The 15,363-nt window shown below is 48.5% G+C and carries 14 protein-coding genes; all 14 read right to left on the bottom strand.

Annotation, left to right across the window (positions count from 1 at the left end; all coding sequences use genetic code 11):
- Positions 1-2: 2 nt before the first annotated feature.
- A complete protein-coding gene (locus tag G7K71_RS15445) occupies positions 3-653 on the bottom strand; it encodes a bifunctional 2-keto-4-hydroxyglutarate aldolase/2-keto-3-deoxy-6-phosphogluconate aldolase (RefSeq protein ID WP_013822724.1) in 651 nt (216 codons plus the stop codon).
- Between the two features lie 56 nt (positions 654-709).
- Positions 710-1,516, bottom strand: coding sequence for a 5-keto-L-gluconate epimerase (gene iolO, locus G7K71_RS15440; RefSeq protein ID WP_166348158.1), 807 nt, complete (start codon positions 1,514-1,516; stop codon positions 710-712).
- A 70-nt stretch (positions 1,517-1,586) separates the two neighbouring features.
- Positions 1,587-2,558 carry a 3-dehydro-scyllo-inosose hydrolase gene (gene iolN / locus G7K71_RS15435; protein ID WP_013822726.1) on the bottom strand — a complete coding sequence of 324 codons (972 nt, stop codon included), beginning with the start codon at positions 2,556-2,558 and terminating at the stop codon, positions 1,587-1,589.
- 230 nt (positions 2,559-2,788) lie between these two features.
- On the bottom strand, positions 2,789-3,991 hold the full coding sequence (gene iolM / locus G7K71_RS15430) for a scyllo-inosose 3-dehydrogenase (protein ID WP_207712929.1): 1,203 nt from the start codon (positions 3,989-3,991) through the stop codon (positions 2,789-2,791).
- A gap of 197 nt (positions 3,992-4,188) precedes the next feature.
- The gene (locus G7K71_RS15425) at positions 4,189-5,220 is read right to left on the bottom strand and encodes a LacI family DNA-binding transcriptional regulator (protein ID WP_013822729.1); all 1,032 of its coding nucleotides are present in this window, start codon (positions 5,218-5,220) and stop codon (positions 4,189-4,191) included.
- A gap of 312 nt (positions 5,221-5,532) precedes the next feature.
- Positions 5,533-6,165: a B12-binding domain-containing protein gene (locus G7K71_RS15420; protein ID WP_166348143.1), complete on the bottom strand. Its 633-nt coding sequence runs from the start codon at positions 6,163-6,165 to the stop codon at positions 5,533-5,535.
- A 39-nt stretch (positions 6,166-6,204) separates the two neighbouring features.
- Positions 6,205-6,999, bottom strand: a complete 795-nt coding sequence (locus tag G7K71_RS15415) for a methyltetrahydrofolate cobalamin methyltransferase (protein WP_166348140.1) — start codon at positions 6,997-6,999, stop codon at positions 6,205-6,207.
- A 105-nt stretch (positions 7,000-7,104) separates the two neighbouring features.
- On the bottom strand, positions 7,105-8,115 hold the full coding sequence (gene iolG / locus G7K71_RS15410; RefSeq protein ID WP_166348137.1) for an inositol 2-dehydrogenase: 1,011 nt from the start codon (positions 8,113-8,115) through the stop codon (positions 7,105-7,107).
- A 39-nt stretch (positions 8,116-8,154) separates the two neighbouring features.
- Complete coding sequence (locus tag G7K71_RS15405; RefSeq protein ID WP_279286352.1) at positions 8,155-9,030, bottom strand: sugar phosphate isomerase/epimerase; 876 nt, start codon at positions 9,028-9,030, stop codon at positions 8,155-8,157.
- Positions 9,005-10,015, bottom strand: coding sequence for an ABC transporter permease (locus tag G7K71_RS15400; RefSeq protein WP_243174930.1), 1,011 nt, complete (start codon positions 10,013-10,015; stop codon positions 9,005-9,007). The genes G7K71_RS15405 and G7K71_RS15400 overlap by 26 nt, the downstream gene beginning before the upstream one ends.
- 23 nt (positions 10,016-10,038) lie before the next feature.
- A complete protein-coding gene (locus tag G7K71_RS15395; RefSeq protein WP_243174928.1) occupies positions 10,039-11,574 on the bottom strand; it encodes a sugar ABC transporter ATP-binding protein in 1,536 nt (511 codons plus the stop codon).
- Positions 11,575-11,829: 255 nt separating this feature from the next.
- Positions 11,830-12,825, bottom strand: coding sequence for a sugar ABC transporter substrate-binding protein (locus G7K71_RS15390; protein ID WP_166348134.1), 996 nt, complete (start codon positions 12,823-12,825; stop codon positions 11,830-11,832).
- Positions 12,826-13,012: 187 nt separating this feature from the next.
- Complete coding sequence (locus tag G7K71_RS15385; protein WP_166348131.1) at positions 13,013-14,311, bottom strand: hypothetical protein; 1,299 nt, start codon at positions 14,309-14,311, stop codon at positions 13,013-13,015.
- Between the two features lie 154 nt (positions 14,312-14,465).
- On the bottom strand, positions 14,466-15,248 hold the full coding sequence (locus G7K71_RS15380) for an IclR family transcriptional regulator (protein ID WP_166348128.1): 783 nt from the start codon (positions 15,246-15,248) through the stop codon (positions 14,466-14,468).
- Positions 15,249-15,363 lie beyond the last annotated feature (115 nt).

The following is a 15,363-nucleotide window of genomic DNA, read 5'->3' as shown; positions in this document are numbered from 1 at the left end:
TTTTACTGCTGGCGGGCGGCCCGGATCTTTTCTACAAAGGCCCGGGCGGTTTCGGTGATCAGGTCATAGTCGTTGTTCTGCAAGCCCTTTTTGGTAATCTCGCTGCCAACCCCTACCGCTACCGCTCCTGCCTTGATCCAGCGGTCCACGTTGTCCAGGCTGACTCCGCCGGTGGGCATCAAGGGAACCTGGGGCAGGGGCCCTCTGATGGCCTTGATAATTTCCGGTCCAAAGATGCTGCCCGGGAAAATCTTAACCACGTCCGCGCCCAGCTCCATAGCCTGCACCACTTCCGTTACGGACATGGCGCCGGGCATGCAGATTTTTTGATAACGATTGGAAATGCGCACCACTTCTGGATTTAAGTTGGGTCCGACGATAAATTCCGCCCCGGCCAGCATGGCGAGGCGCGCGGTTTCCGCATCCAGCACGGTACCTGCCCCTACCAGCATCTCCTCGGGGCGGAAATTGCTGACCAGTTCCCTGATCACGTCGATTGCTCCAGGCACCGTCATGGTGATTTCAATAGCTGTGATGCCGCCCTTGCGTACGGCTTCCGCTACCTTCAGAGCTTGTCCGGGCGTTTCAGCCCGCACTACGGCGACAATGCCGCAATCAAGTATTTGTTTTAAGTGAACATATTTTTTTAGCACGGGAGCCCCCCCTTTTTTTATCTGTGAAGCATTACGGCTGATAGAAGGCAAAAAAGCTATAAACCCAGCCTGACTAAATAGTTAATGGTAGCCCCGGCACAGGTTTCGGGATCGGGTTTGGGAAGAATCTCTGCGGAAACGGCTCCTTGATAATTGATCTCTTTTAAGGTACTGATGATGGATACAAAATCCAGATGCCCGTAACCCGGCGCCCACCGGTTACTGTCGGCAATGTGAAAATGGGTTAGATAGGGGCCGGCGGTTTTGATACTTTCCACGATTGAGGGTTCCTCAATGTTCATGTGGAAGGTATCGGCCAGTATTTTCAGATTGTCAGAACCGACCAGGCGGATTAATTCGATGGCTTCGGCAATGGTATTGATTAGATCCGTTTCATACCGGTTTATGGGTTCCAGAACCAGATTTACCCCCTGTTGTTCGGCCAGGGCGCAACATTCCTGCAGCGCCGCCACCAGCCAGGACTGGGCCAGTTCCCTGGGCGTACCGGCTGTTACTTTTCCCCGGATCAGACCGATGATCACCTGGGTTTGCCAGCGGGCGGCCAGGGTGATGTGATCTTTAACGCGTTGAATGGCCCTTTGCCGTACCCTTTCTTCGGGGTCGGTGAAGCTTAGACCTTCATCCCCGTAAGCCTGACCCGTGCCAATGGCCGCTACGGGTAAGTTCAAGCTGGCCAGGAGGTTTTCTATGTCTTCCACATTAATGGCGCGGGGATCCCGGATGGCCAGTTCCACCGCATCGTATCCCAGTTGGGCCACTTTGCGAATGCTCGCGGTAAAGTCGTCTTTAAAAGCCAGGGCGGCAAAACGGGTGGGTCCGGAAACTACAATGCATTTCTTCATGATAACCTACCCTCCTTTCCGCTAAAGCGGGGTAAGGACCGCCGGTTGCCGGCGGTCCCTTAAATGAGATTTAAGCGGGAGGGTAGCGCAGCTCGTAAATGCTCCGGCCGCCGTTAAGGGGCCCTTTGAGATAGGCTTCCACTTCTTCCCTGGGCCGCTGGGTGAACTCTTCAATGGGCGGCAGCACTCCGGGCGGGAAGCGCTTGAGAATGTCATCGTGCAGTTTAACCATGTAGTCCAGGAAAGCTTCGATGCCTGGAATGGCCTTTTGGGCGTCGGCTAGAGTGGCTTTGCCAACCACGCCTTCCGGATAAGCGGAGACTTCAATGGGCCCCAAGCCTACATGACCGTACCAGGCGATGGGGCGGTGCAGCAGGTTGCCCGCTTTGTCCACGTGTCCTTCAGGCATGTACCCTTTAACCTGGGTGTCTACGGCGTCTTCCATGCGGATCATTTCCGGGAAGAGGGCCAGCGACCAGGAGGTTTCCACTTCGTCAGCATGGATGAAGTTGGTTTCATAGGGTCCGCCTTCGGACTTCAGTTTAAACTGATCCTGGATAGCGTGGTACCAGTTAACGTTGACTACGATCATAGGTAGCTGGTAGGTCTTGGCAAACTGGTGAATGGCAGTGGGAATGACGTATTCCTGGCCATGGCCGTTAAGCAGGATCATTTTGCGGAAGCCCATGTTCCAGTACCCGGCCATGATGGATTTGAGCATGCCAATGAATATTTCTTCCGGTACCACCACGGTGCCCGGCATCCCCACGTGGTGATAGGGGTGGGAGCCCCACCACAGGGGTTGGGATACGGTGCAACCGGTCTTTTGGGCAACCAGTTCAGCCATGCGAGTGACCAGGAAGGTGTCTTCGCCAATGCATGCGTGAGGGCCGTGGGCCTCGGTGGCTCCCACGGGGATGATGATGATGTCGTTCTTTTTCAGCCTCTCTTCGATTTGCTTCCAGGTCATGTTCTGAAGATAAATGCCGTCGGCCTTGTCCATGTGTCCGCCGTTTTTTAAAGGCAAACCCCATTTGCTCATCTCAAACACTCCTTTGATTTATTTGAATTTAACACCTTACGGTGTAATTACCACTTCAATAGCTTCGCCTTTTCGCATGGCGGCAAAACCCTTTTCGATTTCCTGCAGGCTTAAGCGATGGGTAATTAATTTGTCCAGCGGTAAAATGCCGCTTTTCAGGATCTTGATGGTAGCCGGAAAAGTGTAGTGTGCAGGTGGCCTAGTTCACGGCCACCTGCCTGTTTCACTTGTTACTCTTTATCCAGGCGTACGGTAATCTTGCATTCCTTGCGGTCGGTACGCAAAGTGACCAGGTTTTCCGGCACCTCGTCCAGGGTGATTTGTTTGGTAATCAGGGGGAGCATGTTCATCCCCGTGGCCATGCTCTGAATAACCCGCGGGAAGGTGCCTTCACCGGAATGACCCTGGGCACCCACGATTTGTGCCCGCCGTACCTGAAGCACTTCACCGGTAACAGGCATTTTGGCGTCCGCCCTGGCCACCACAACCACGGTGGCATTTAAGCCCCTTGCTTCCCAGATAACCTGTTCAATTTGGGGGTAAACCACGGTGGGCAAACCTGTAGCTTCCAGGTATAGCTTGGCGCCATAACCGTCGGTGATTTCCAGCACCCGGTGGACAAAATCTTCCTTCAGCGGATTAATTACATAGTCGGCACCCATCTTGAGGCCCAGTTCCGCCCGGGCCGGTTCCGGTTCGGAAAGGATCACCCGTGCCGCGCCCTGGCGCTTGAGGATGGCGCAGGCCGCCAGGCCTACCGGACCGCCGCCGCAAATAACCACGTTATCACCGGGTTTAATTCCGCCGCCCCGCTGGATTACAGCGTTGTAGGCCACGCTGGTGGGTTCTACCAGGCTGCCGGCCAGGAATAAATCCATGCCCTGATACCTTTCCTTCAAAGGTTCCAGGCTCCATACAACCCGGTCGGGAACCACAATATACTTGGCAAAAGCACCGTCAACGTTGAAACCGATTTCGTCCAGGCGCTCGCAGTGGTTCGGGTAACCGTCGGCGCAGGGCTGGCAACGGCCGCACCAGAGCATTTCCTCGGCGCACACTTCTTCGCCGCCTTTAAAAGGCCGGTTGGTGGCCTTGTTAATGGCCCCGGGGCCTGCTTCCACAACTACTCCGGAAAATTCATGGCCCAGGACGGCGGGAAAACCGGTGAGCCCCGGGTACCAGATATAGCCCTGTTCGTCGGGTTGAGCCATGTGCACGTCACTGCCGCAAATGCCGCAGGCTTTGACCTCAATCAACACTTCTCCCGGGCCCGGTTTGGGGATATCCCTTTCCTCAATGACTACCCGGGGATTGCGCCAGACTTTACTGCCAAGGTAAGTTTGCCTTCCTTCGATATCCTTGGCTCCTAACTTGAAATCCGGTTTGGGGTCCCAGTCTGCATACAATACTGCTGCCCGCATTTTCTGCGACATCTGTTTCTCCTCCTTGGTTTAATTTATTTTTATGAAAACCTGAAAACGTTTGAAGAAAGCTGAAAACGTTTACGGATAAGGGCAAAAATAAAGCAAAAATAAATTAAATTACAAAGGAGGGACACTTTCTGAGATATTTTTGGGTTAGCTTATTTATAAACCAAGCAATTGTCCTCTTTTGGGAAAGTTGCAGTTTTTTAATGTTTTGAGTTTTTGGGGCCTTCCCGCCTTCCCCCGCTGCTGGCCCGGATAACCAGCGTGGGCGGCAAAACAATATGTTTTTTCTCCGGCGAGGGGCCCTTGCGGATTTCATCAATTAAAATTTTGGCCGCCATTTCCCCCATGGTGTATTTGGGCTGGGCAACGGTGGTCAGATTTACTTCGGCGTAAGCAGCAAAGGGAATGTCGTCAAAACCCACTACGGCCACATTTTCCGGTACCTTCAGTCCCCTTTCTTTAATGGCCTGGATCACACCCAGGGCTAAAATGTCGTTGGCGGCAAAGATGGCCGTTGGTGGTTCCGGCAGGGAAAGCAGGGAGAGGGCGTTCTCATAACCGCTTTCCTTTTTAAAACTGCCATAGCGCACCAGCTCTTCCTCAAAGGGGATATTGTTAATGGCCAGGGCCAGGCGATATCCATGCAGGCGCTCCGTGGTGGACTCCACATGCTCCAAACCACCCACATAGGCAATGCGACGGTGCCCCAGGGATATCAGGTGTTCAACTGCCTGCTGCGCCCCTTTAACGTTGTCAATGGCCACATAATTGGTATCCACCTGATCCAGAATCCGGTTGATAAGCACCACGGGCGTTTTGCGGGAGAGCAACTCTGCCAGGTACCCCTCGTCCTCGGTTACGGAAGCCAGGATCAGGCCGTCTACCCGTTTTTCCTCAAGCAGTTCAATGTAGGTTCGTTCTTTGTCGACATCCCAGTTGGTATTGCACAAGAATACACTGTAGCCGGCTTCACTGGCTGCCTCTTCAACACCCCGGGCTACTTCGGGAAAGAAAGGATTGGTAATGTCGGGAATAACCAGTCCCAGGGTGAGCGTCTCCCTTGTTACCAGGCCCCGGGCGATGGCATTGGGTTTGTAACCCATTTCAGCAGCAAGGCGCTGAATTTCCCGGCGGGTTTTTTCGCTTACCTCCGGCCGGTTGTTTAACGCTCGCGATACCGTGGCGTAGGAAACTCCGGCTTTTCTGGCAATATCTTTAATGGTTACCGTCATGGCATATCACGCCTTGTAAACGTTTTCGGTTTCTACTAAGAATATTATATAAACGTTTGCATTTAAAGTCAAATTAATTTTTATGATTTGTGTAGTTAGAGATGAAATTAGCTGTTAGGACAGACATTATTTCCCAACCAGGTTGGCTGGTCAAGGTACTCCCGCAAAAACACGGCTTTAAGGTATGACTGTTTACAATAAAAAAGAAAGGCTGGACATGTTGAACCAGCCTGTCTATACCCATCGGTAATAATTCGAACACAAACTCCCGGCTTCACTAAATTGAATGCCATTACTACTCCACGTATCTATCTACTGCAGCAATTCCTTAACTTTGTCCACAGCTTCGCCAGCATTGGCTGCGTAACCGTCTGCGCCAATTTCATCGGCAAATTTCTGGCTTACTGGGGCACCACCTATAAGCACCTTTACATTTGACCGCAGACCGGCCCGTTCCAGTGCTTCAATGGTGGACCGCATGGCGGGCATGGTGGTGGTCAGCAGAGCGGACATGGCTAAAATATGGGGTTGGTAGGTTTTAACCGCTTCCACGAACTTTTCCTCCGGCACGTCAATACCCAGGTCGATTACCTCTATACCGGCACCCTCCATCATCATCCCCACCAGGTTCTTGCCAATGTCATGCAGGTCGCCTTTCACAGTACCCAGCACCACCCTCGCCAGGTTCTTGATCTCCCCGCCTACAACCAGTGGTTTGATAACTTTCAGGCCCGCCTGCATGGCCCGGGCGGCTCTCAGCATCTCAGGTACAAATATTTCCTGGTTCTTAAATTTCTCCCCCACTACCGTCATGGCAGCGATGAAACCGTCCTGGATGATCTCGCCTGGAGCAATCCCCTCATTTACGGCCTGCCTGGCCAGTTCCTCCGCTTTAACAGCATCACCCGCGATGGTAACCTCTTTAATCTGTTCCAAAATGGACATTTTAGATTCCTCCCCTTTACTTTTTTAGTATTATCGAAGCTACTGGAGTTTACCTTCCCGGTGAGCCTGAATGTACTGCATGCAGAACTCATCTTTGTTCAGCAGGGCCTGGGATGCGTAAAGACAGGCCATCATCTCCCGGTCCAATGGATCCAAAATTACAGCGTCCAGACCGGCCTCCATGCACATGACAAAGAAAGTACGGTTGAGAAGCTTGCGCTGCGGTAACCCATACGATATGTTGCTAAGCCCGCAAATTGTGTGTACACCGGGATAGCGCCGCATAATCTCGCGGATCGTCTCCAGCACGGCGGCCCCCAGTTCGGGACTGGTGCTAACAGGCTGCACCAGCGGGTCGATATAGATGTCTTCCAACGGAACGCCGTCGGCGGTCAATTGCTCAATGAGAGCCGAGGCCACCCGGATGCGACCTTCAGCATCGCGGGGCATCCCGCTGTCGTCCATGGCCAGGGCCACCACCCCGGCACCATATTCTTTCACCAACGGAAGAATATCCCTGTACCTTTCTTTTTCCCCGGTGATGGAATTAATAATCGCTTTCCCCCTGTGAAGCTTTAACCCTGCCTCCAGCGCTGCTGGGTTGGGGCTGTCAATACACAACGGAGCATCAACCGCTGCCTGTACGGTCTCCACCAACCAGGCTAGGGCCAGCGGTTCATCGTTTACCAGGGTACCCGCATTTACATCGATGTGGGTGGCGCCGGCGGCAAACTGCTGGCGGGCCTCGTTTTGAATAAACTCAGCATTTCTTGCAACAACCGCCGGCTCAATGAACTTGCGGCTTGTGTTAATCCTTTCGCCGATTATAAGCAAATTTTTTCCTCCTTCCCGAAGCAGTTTTAATATTGGATAACAAAATCTGCGTAAACGTTTACACTTATGTTTAAAAAACAAGACTTCCCACAACTGAACCATAATTTACCTTTCAATGCGAACCGGTCTACCCTCCGCCAGCGATTGCCTGGCAGCCAGTCCGACCAGAACGGATTCCAATCCGTCAATACCTGTGACCGGAGGCTCTTTATCGTACAGAACGCAATCTATAAATTCCCTTATTTCTTCAATATATGAATCCTTATACCTTTCAAGGAAGAAATATTTCGGTTTATCGGCAATAACTCCTTCTTCATTACTGAGGGTAGCGGTTGTAGGCAAATCGTTGTCTACAGTTATACAACCCTTTGAGCCAAAAACCTCAACTCTCTGGTCATAACCATATACCGCCTTGCGGCTATTATCTATCACACCCATAACACCATTGGCAAATTTCAAAGTAGTTATTGCCGTATCCACGTCTCCAACTTCACCTATTGCCGGATCTATTAATACTTCACCAATGGCGTAGACCTCGACAATTTCACTCCCGGTCAGGTATCTCGCCATATCAAAATCATGTATCGTCATATCCAGGAACAAACCGCCGGAAACCTTGACGTATTCTAACGGAGGCGGTGCCGGGTCCCTGGAAGTAATTTTTAACAAATGCATATCTCCTATTTTGCCGCTTACCACCATTTCACGGACCTTTTTGAAATTATGATCGAACCGTCGGTTAAAACCAATTTGAAACTTTACACCAGCCTTTTCAACAGTATCAAGGGCTGCCTTAATGCGATCTAGATCAAAATCAATGGGCTTCTCACAGAATATATGTTTACCGGCACCGGCAGATTCAATGATCATTTGACAATGAGTATCGGTGGAGGAACAAATTAAAACCGCCTCTATTTCGGGATCCTCAAGGATTTTTTTATAATCAGAATACACATTTTTTATGCCTATTTCTTCAGCCCAGCCGGCAATTTTATCCGAATAAATGTCCGCGATGGCTTTAATCCTGGCCGACTTTACGTGTGCCGTAATGTTTTCAGCATGTAATTTGCCAATTCTACCAGCACCAATAATGCCAATGGTGAGGTTTCTGTTCAAACGGTGCACCCCCGTAACAAGTTTTTTTGTTCAAGTATCTCATCCAATGCTAAAATAATTTTTGATTACGTTTTCAGTTTTTTCTTTGGCTACTTTTATCAGTGTTTCCGGATCCCACTCCCAGTATTCGGGCCTGAACAGTTCCACAGACACCATTTCATTATAGCCTATCTGCTTGAGGACCTTCAAGATATTTTCAAGATCGATAACACCATCACCGGGCAACAGCCTATGTTCATCCCTTAGTGCTCCCACAGGAAGATCTTCCGCATCATCAATGTGGAAAACAAATAGCTTATGAGGATCAAGATTTATTAAATCGCTGAATTTCGAATTCATAGCGTGAAAGTGAAAGCAGTCCAGCACCATACCGACATTTTCCCTGGCAACTTCTTTCACTATATGCCATGCTTGGCCGAGAGTATTAACTGAGCAATTGGGATAACCAACAAATTCAAAGGCCAGTTTAACGTTATATTTTTCCGCTGTGCCGGCCAAATCGTGCAGTACTCGTACAGTTTCCCTTTTAATCTGGTCTTTAGTGCGGTAACCAACATCAAAGGTAGGCACTACAATGACAATATTGCAACCAATTATCTGCCCGATTTCACATAAAAACATAAGGTCATCTTTAATCTTACCGTATTCCTCTTCAGACCTGAAGGTAATAAATTCCAGTGCATTAAATGCGTAGGGCTTGATATGATTCTGGTCGAAGAAATGTTTAAGATCGTTCACAGTATGTTCGCTTAAATAATCCCTCAGCTTGTCGAGCCTAATTTCTATCAAATCGTAGCCATATTTTTCACAGAGTAGCAAATCCATTTCCAGACGCGAGTTTTTCATTGTTGTCGCCTGGTTGAAACAAATTTTCATACCAGCACCCCACTTACCGGCTGTGTTTTTTCTTGTCAAGCAGCACTGCGCCTACTATAATCAATCCCTTGACTACCTGCTGCCAGTAAGGCGAAACGTTTAACAAATCAAGACCGTTGTTAATAACGCCTATAATAAGGGCACCTGTAATGGTGCCTGCCACCGAACCTATTCCACCCGACAGGCTGGTACCACCAATCACGGCGGCGGCAATGGCATCCAGCTCATACATTACACCCAGGCCCGGCTGGCCGGAACTGATTCTTGCAGTTAGAATTACACCGGCCAGACCGGCCAGGAACCCGGCGTACGTATAGACGAGGACCTTTACTTTGTTGACATTGACTCCTGATATGATGGCCGCTTGCTCATTACCACCGATGGCGTAGATATGCCGGCCAAATTTTGTGTTGTTTAACATTATATGTGTTATTACGGCCATCAACAGCAGCACTAGAATCGGAACTGGTACGCCTAGGATCCTGCCACCACCGAGAAATATAAACTCCGAACTGAGGTTGCCAATTGGTTTGCCGTTGCTGTACAGCAGCGCGAGTCCACGGGCCGCCGTCATCATGCCAAGGGTTACAATAAACGGCGGTATTTTGCCTTTTGCAATTATAGTACCGTTAATACTGCCACACAGTGCGCCCACGGCAAGACCGGCCAGAATTGGCACTATAACCGGGTAAGTATCGGGATGTGCCAGGCTGGCCGAGATAACAGACGCCAGCGCAATTACGGACCCGGACGACAGGTCGATACCTGTTGTAATAATGACCATAGTTACTCCCAGGCCCACCAGGGCAATAAAACTTATCTGCCTGATGATATTTGTAATATTCACTACGGTCAAAAAGTTTGGATGTAAAATGGAGAGCAGGACTACCAGTCCGAGTAAGATTAAAAAAATGCCATACCTGGAATAAATATTGCCGATTAATGTTTTTATGTCTCTCTGGTCGCCGCTTAGAGATTTTTCCGCTGTGGTAGCAAGGTCTTTCGATGTTTCCATTCCTTTCATCCCCTTTACGGTATTAAGCTGACTCAAGCCGTTATTTTATGGCCAGCTACGCCCGTAGCAATTTGCATAATTTTTTCTTGAGTTGCTTCGGATCTTTTTAGTTCCCCCTTTAACTTTCCTTCGTGCATTATGAGTATTCTATCGCTCATACCTAATATCTCCGGTAGTTCCGACGAGATCATAATAATCGCTTTACCCTCTCGGGCTAGCCTGGACATTAATTTGTGTATTTCCGCCTTTGCGCCTACATCAATGCCGCGGGTAGGCTCGTCCAAAATCAAAATGTCCGGCTCGGTTAGTAACCACCTAGCTACTAGAACTTTTTGCTGGTTACCACCGCTTAAGTTTTTAATTAACTGGTTCAGGTTTGGCGTCTTGATGCCGAGCTTCTCCTTCTGATCATTGCATACATCATTAATTTTTGCCTTATCCAGGGCCCACCTGCGGATAAACCTGTCTATACTTGCCACAATCATATTGTCCCTAACGGATAGCGGCAGAAAACACCCTGTTAGTTTTCTGTCCTCCGTCAAAAATGCCATATTACACTTGATGGCATCCTGCGGGCTTTTAATTTGCACCTTTTTACCCTTGATAAAAATTTCTCCGGAATCCGGCTGGTCAACACCGAACAGGCACTCAACCAGTTCTGTCCTGCCTGACCCCATCAGACCGGCAATGCCGAGTATTTCTCCCTTTCGTAGTTGAAAACTTACATTTTCAAATTTACCCTTTCTGGTTAAATTTTTTACCTCTAAAACAACATCACCTATTTCTGCCTGCTCTTTTATGAAAATTTGTTTGATATCACGTCCAACCATCATTTCGATCAGTTTATCTTTTGACAAACTATGTGCAGGGTGTGTTCCGATGTATTTTCCGTCTCTGAGTACGGTAATCTCGTCGGCTATTTTAAAAATCTCATCTAGTTTATGGCTAATGTAAATAATCGATACACCTTTTTCTTTCAGGTTTTTTATAATTTTAAATAGATGTTCCACTTCCCGCTCGGTTATGGCAGACGTGGGTTCGTCCATTATAATCAGGTCTGCATCGTATGAAATAGCTTTGGCTATCTCCACCATCTGGGTTTTGGAAATGCTAAGCTCATACATCTTCTGTCCGGGAGTTATTTGCTGGTGCATCTCCAAGCTTTTCAGAAGCTCTTCCGTATTCTTCTCCATCTTTTTCTTATCAATTAGGAAAGACCTGCCTTTTAAGGGCTCCCTGCCTAGAAATATGTTCTCTGCTACTGTCATATAAGGTATAGGACTAAGTTCCTGGTGAATCATGGAAATACCTTTGCCCAGGGCATAATTGGTATCTTTTATGGTGATTTTTTCCCCTTTAAATATGATCTCCCCTTCGTCCGGCTGGTATATTCCTATCAGAATTTTCATCAAGGTCGACTTGCCGGCACCATTTTCTCCCATCAAGGCATGGATTGTTCCACGGCGCACTCTGAAGTTTACCCTGTCCAGGGCCTGCACGCCCGAGAACGCCTTGGAGATGTTCCGCATCTCAAGGATGTAATCTTTATCCATGCTCTTTTTTCCCATAATTCTCAAACCCCATTTTCACAGCTTTTATGGTTTTTCGACTTCCGGCATCCTCAAGTACCCGTTGTCCGGCGGGCCAAAAGTTGCCCTAACATCCTTTCGGCCCACCGGTAATCGGGTAAACATATATCTTTGGTGCCGGGGAATGCATGCAGCATTCCCCGGTATTTCAAAACTTATGATGCTTGTAATGACCGGATCCCTCCGTTATAACAGCGAAACCTGATTTATTCCAGAAGACAGGATGGCACAAACTTACTTTTTCCACTTAGCCATGTACTCATCGTACTTCTCGGGCGGTACCAGTTCGTAGGGAATATAAATATACGGTTCGATCTTTTCACCTTTAGCAACTTTATAGGCTGCTTCTATAGCACCCTTTCCCTGTCCCTCGGCGTTCTGGAATACGGTTACGGCCAGTTTACCTGCTTTCAAAAATTCAAGGGCATCAGGCGTTGCATCGATTCCGCCCACCAGGACCTTGTCGAGTTTACCTGCTTCTTCCAGTGCAAGGATGGCACCAATGGCCTTTTCGTCGTTATTGGATGCCACGCAGTCGATTTTCAGACCGGACTGCAACCAGTTTTCCATTATTTCCATGCCTTTGCTTCTTTGCCAGTAACCTGCTTGTTCGGCCACTACTTTCATATTTGGATATTTCTTAATTACTTGTTTAATACCTTCAGTCCTCATTCTCGCCGCTTCATGAGCCGGGTCACCAATTAAAATGGCCACATTGCCCTTATAATTCATCTTTTTGGCCAGGTATTCCATTTCCATAATCCCGGACTTGATGGACTCGGAACCGACATACGCAGTAGCCTCATCCTGGTTTTTCATCAACCTGTTCACACTGATAAGGGGGATGCCGGCTTCCTTGGCCATTCTGGTATATGGCTCAGTGGCGTCGGTATCGACAGGGTTGACTACAATGGCGTCCACCTTTTGGGCCACAAAGTTTTCCAGCTGACCCAACTGCGTTGCTACATCAGACTTGGAGTCCACAAAGATAACTTCGGCATCCGTAAGTGTTGCAGCGTATTCCCTCATGGCATCCAGCATGTAGGACAGCCATTTGTCGTCAAAGTCCGAAATAGCTACACCGATTTTTACTTTGTCCTTTTTCTCACCGGTTGATTCGCTGGAAGACGATCCCGAAGGCGCCTGGCCACCTTGTTTTTGGCCACAACCAGCCAGAATCAAGCAGGCAGCCAATGTCAGAGCAAATACCACCCACAGAATCCTTTTCATTTTCTTGCCTCCCTTGAATTCAAATTCTCAATCACCCAGGACTTCCGAATACATATTAGACTCCTATCCTTCTTACAAATACCTCCTTTCATTTTAATTTGAAAAAGAAAACCATCCCTAACCCTGCAAAACGATATTAAATTTCCGTCAGTGTAATGCATGTAAGCGCTTTCTTTCGGAATCAAAATTAAATTGCTTCAGCTTCTTCCCTGGCAATACGGCACCAGCGTATAACATTTTCGGGATTATTACCGAGTGTGTGGTTATCTTTCATGATAATTTCAACGCGGCAATTACGCGCTATTTGCAGGGCTTCCCTCAATGTTTTCCTGATATAATCTTCGTCGATTGTGGGTGTTGCCAGAACCGCCGGGCTCGGCTTTAAGGAATAAATATACTTGTCTTGCAAATATTCAGCCATGGCTTGCAGGTTGGCCCACGGGGAAACCGAAACTCTCCTTAACCTGGGAACATTTTTAACCACTTTCCAGCGCACATCCAGCGGTTCACAGCACCCGTAACAGTTTAATCCAAAACGCTCCAAAATGGGCAACTGGTACTGAAAAACAAATTCTTCAAACATTTGGGGTGATAAACCAACCGTCACCTGGCTTTCGCCCATGCCCCACATGTCAACCAGCCGGACTTTTCCATCAAAATCCTTCTGCGGCAACTCATCCGACCAGCCGTATCCCCCTGAACCCACAAAGGTCCCGTCATTGTTTAAACTGAGCAGCCCGTTTTTTTCTAGATAGTCCAGCTTGGCCATAGTGCCATCGCGCAATATGGTCATAAGCTTGTGCAGCTCTTCGGGATGGTCGTAAACATCATAAAGAATGTTTTCCATCCCTCTCAGGTAAACCAAATCATCAGTCAGTCCCACGGACCACCACCATATGGTCCTCAAACGAACTTTTAAAATGTCGCCAAATGTTTCCTGGGCCAGCTGAAATACTTTTTCAGTTGTCTCAAAATCGATGGTTATTTCGGGAAAATGGATTTTATCAAGGTCTTTGTAATCTTTGAGAGGGGCTTCCCAGCGGTATGATCCACCGTCTAAACGGTATACACTCATCTCGCCCCCCATTCTCGTTTCGCGCATACCCCAGCCGCTTTCCGTATATACGTGGGGGACATTAAAGTACGGCTCTATGACCCTGTCGTCACCCATAGATTCTCCCCAGAAAATTTCCTTGCGCAGTGTTATTTCCCAGAGCCGTGCCACTTCATTTTCACATTGCATCTGGTCTTCAGTGATTATCTCGTTCCAGCCGTTTTCAGGGTCGCAAAAAATCGGCGGGCGGGTTGGCTGCAAGGCATTGTGAAGGCGCCAGAGCTTTTTTTTCTCTTCCTGTTCGGGTCTCGCCGCCAGCTCAGCAACCCTGGATGCCAGTTCTCTTAAAACCTGGCGCTCTTTGGGACTGACACTGGCATTTTTGTAATTAATGTTCCTGTCGTTCACCCTTATATTCAGATGTTCGAACATACCACAGTCCTCCCTCCGAATTTATTTATTCATTAATAACTGCATCGACAATAACTGTATTGACGGTGTTATATCAGTGCCGCTCTTCAGGAGATCACCACCTTTTCATCTTACAAATACTTAGTTGTTTAGTGAAATTTGATTGTTTTCGGTTTTAACTCCGGGAATCACCCAGCAATCGGGAAATTTTTTTGCAACTACTCAGCAGGAGATCAATCAGCTGCGGTTCTCTTTCCGGCGGGAACCTTATTACAGGAACCGAAATGCTTATGGCGGCCTTTACTGTATGATGGGCGTCATATACTGGTGCTGCCACGCATTTGACCAGATCTTCATATTCAGATCTATCAAAGGCAAAACCGTTCCGGCGTACCTGATCGATTTCTTCCCGCAGTTCTTTCAGTGAGGTGATTGTATTTGCCGTAAAGCGTTTGAGCTCCAACCTGGAAAGGACTTTTTCCAGAGTATGGTCATCCATGCCGGCCAGCAGAACCTTGCCCACAGCGGTGCAGTACAAAGGCACCCTCTTACCCACCCCGGAATTCATCCGGATTGTCTGGCTGTTATCTTCGACCTTGTCTATGTACACAGCTTCCAGGCCATCACGGACGACCAGATGGCATACTTCCTTGGTCTGAACACTCAGGTCTTTCAATACCGGGTGGGCAACCGCTCTAACGTCCAGCGTTGCAAGGAGTTTTTCAGTCAGCAAAAGGGGTTTAAACCCGGGCCGGTATACATCGTCGTCACCTTTGCGCACATAACCCAGGTTTTCCAGTACAGCAAGCATCCTGAAGGCTGTGCTGGGATTCAAACCGCTTTTCCTGCAAAGTTCTGCCAGCGTGCCCCCTTCTGGTAAATCAAAAACACAATCAAGTAACTGGAAAGCCCGGTATATTGATTGTGCTCCTTGAACAGGTTTTGCGCTTCCCTGCATCCCCATGTCTCTCTTTTATCCTTTTTTACAATATGAAATATCCTTTCATATTATGGTTGATTTTTATTTCGAGGCAAAATCTAATAATCCTTCTTAAGTCTTAAAAAAATCTGTC

The organism is Desulfofundulus sp. TPOSR (genome assembly GCF_011393055.1).
GTDB lineage: Bacteria > Bacillota > Desulfotomaculia > Desulfotomaculales > Desulfovirgulaceae > Desulfofundulus > Desulfofundulus kuznetsovii.
The sequence above is the reverse complement of the archived record's forward strand: the minus strand, read 5'-3'. Positions and strand labels throughout refer to the sequence as shown.

Excerpts from the sequence above, each read along its gene's own strand:
- G7K71_RS15385 (WP_166348131.1), bottom strand. The coding sequence starts at position 14,311 with ATGTTCGAACATCTGAATATAAGGGTGAACGACAGGAACATTAATTAC.
- iolM (WP_207712929.1), bottom strand. The coding sequence starts at position 3,991 with ATGTCGCAGAAAATGCGGGCAGCAGTATTGTATGCAGACTGGGACCCC.
- G7K71_RS15420 (WP_166348143.1), bottom strand. The coding sequence starts at position 6,165 with ATGTCCATTTTGGAACAGATTAAAGAGGTTACCATCGCGGGTGATGCT.
- iolN (WP_013822726.1), bottom strand. The coding sequence starts at position 2,558 with ATGAGCAAATGGGGTTTGCCTTTAAAAAACGGCGGACACATGGACAAG.
- G7K71_RS15395 (WP_243174928.1), bottom strand. The coding sequence starts at position 11,574 with ATGGGAAAAAAGAGCATGGATAAAGATTACATCCTTGAGATGCGGAAC.
- G7K71_RS15425 (WP_013822729.1), bottom strand. The coding sequence starts at position 5,220 with ATGACGGTAACCATTAAAGATATTGCCAGAAAAGCCGGAGTTTCCTAC.
- G7K71_RS15380 (WP_166348128.1), bottom strand. The coding sequence starts at position 15,248 with ATGCAGGGAAGCGCAAAACCTGTTCAAGGAGCACAATCAATATACCGG.
- iolO (WP_166348158.1), bottom strand. The coding sequence starts at position 1,516 with ATGAAGAAATGCATTGTAGTTTCCGGACCCACCCGTTTTGCCGCCCTG.
- G7K71_RS15390 (WP_166348134.1), bottom strand. The coding sequence starts at position 12,825 with ATGAAAAGGATTCTGTGGGTGGTATTTGCTCTGACATTGGCTGCCTGC.
- G7K71_RS15400 (WP_243174930.1), bottom strand. The coding sequence starts at position 10,015 with ATGAAAGGAATGGAAACATCGAAAGACCTTGCTACCACAGCGGAAAAA.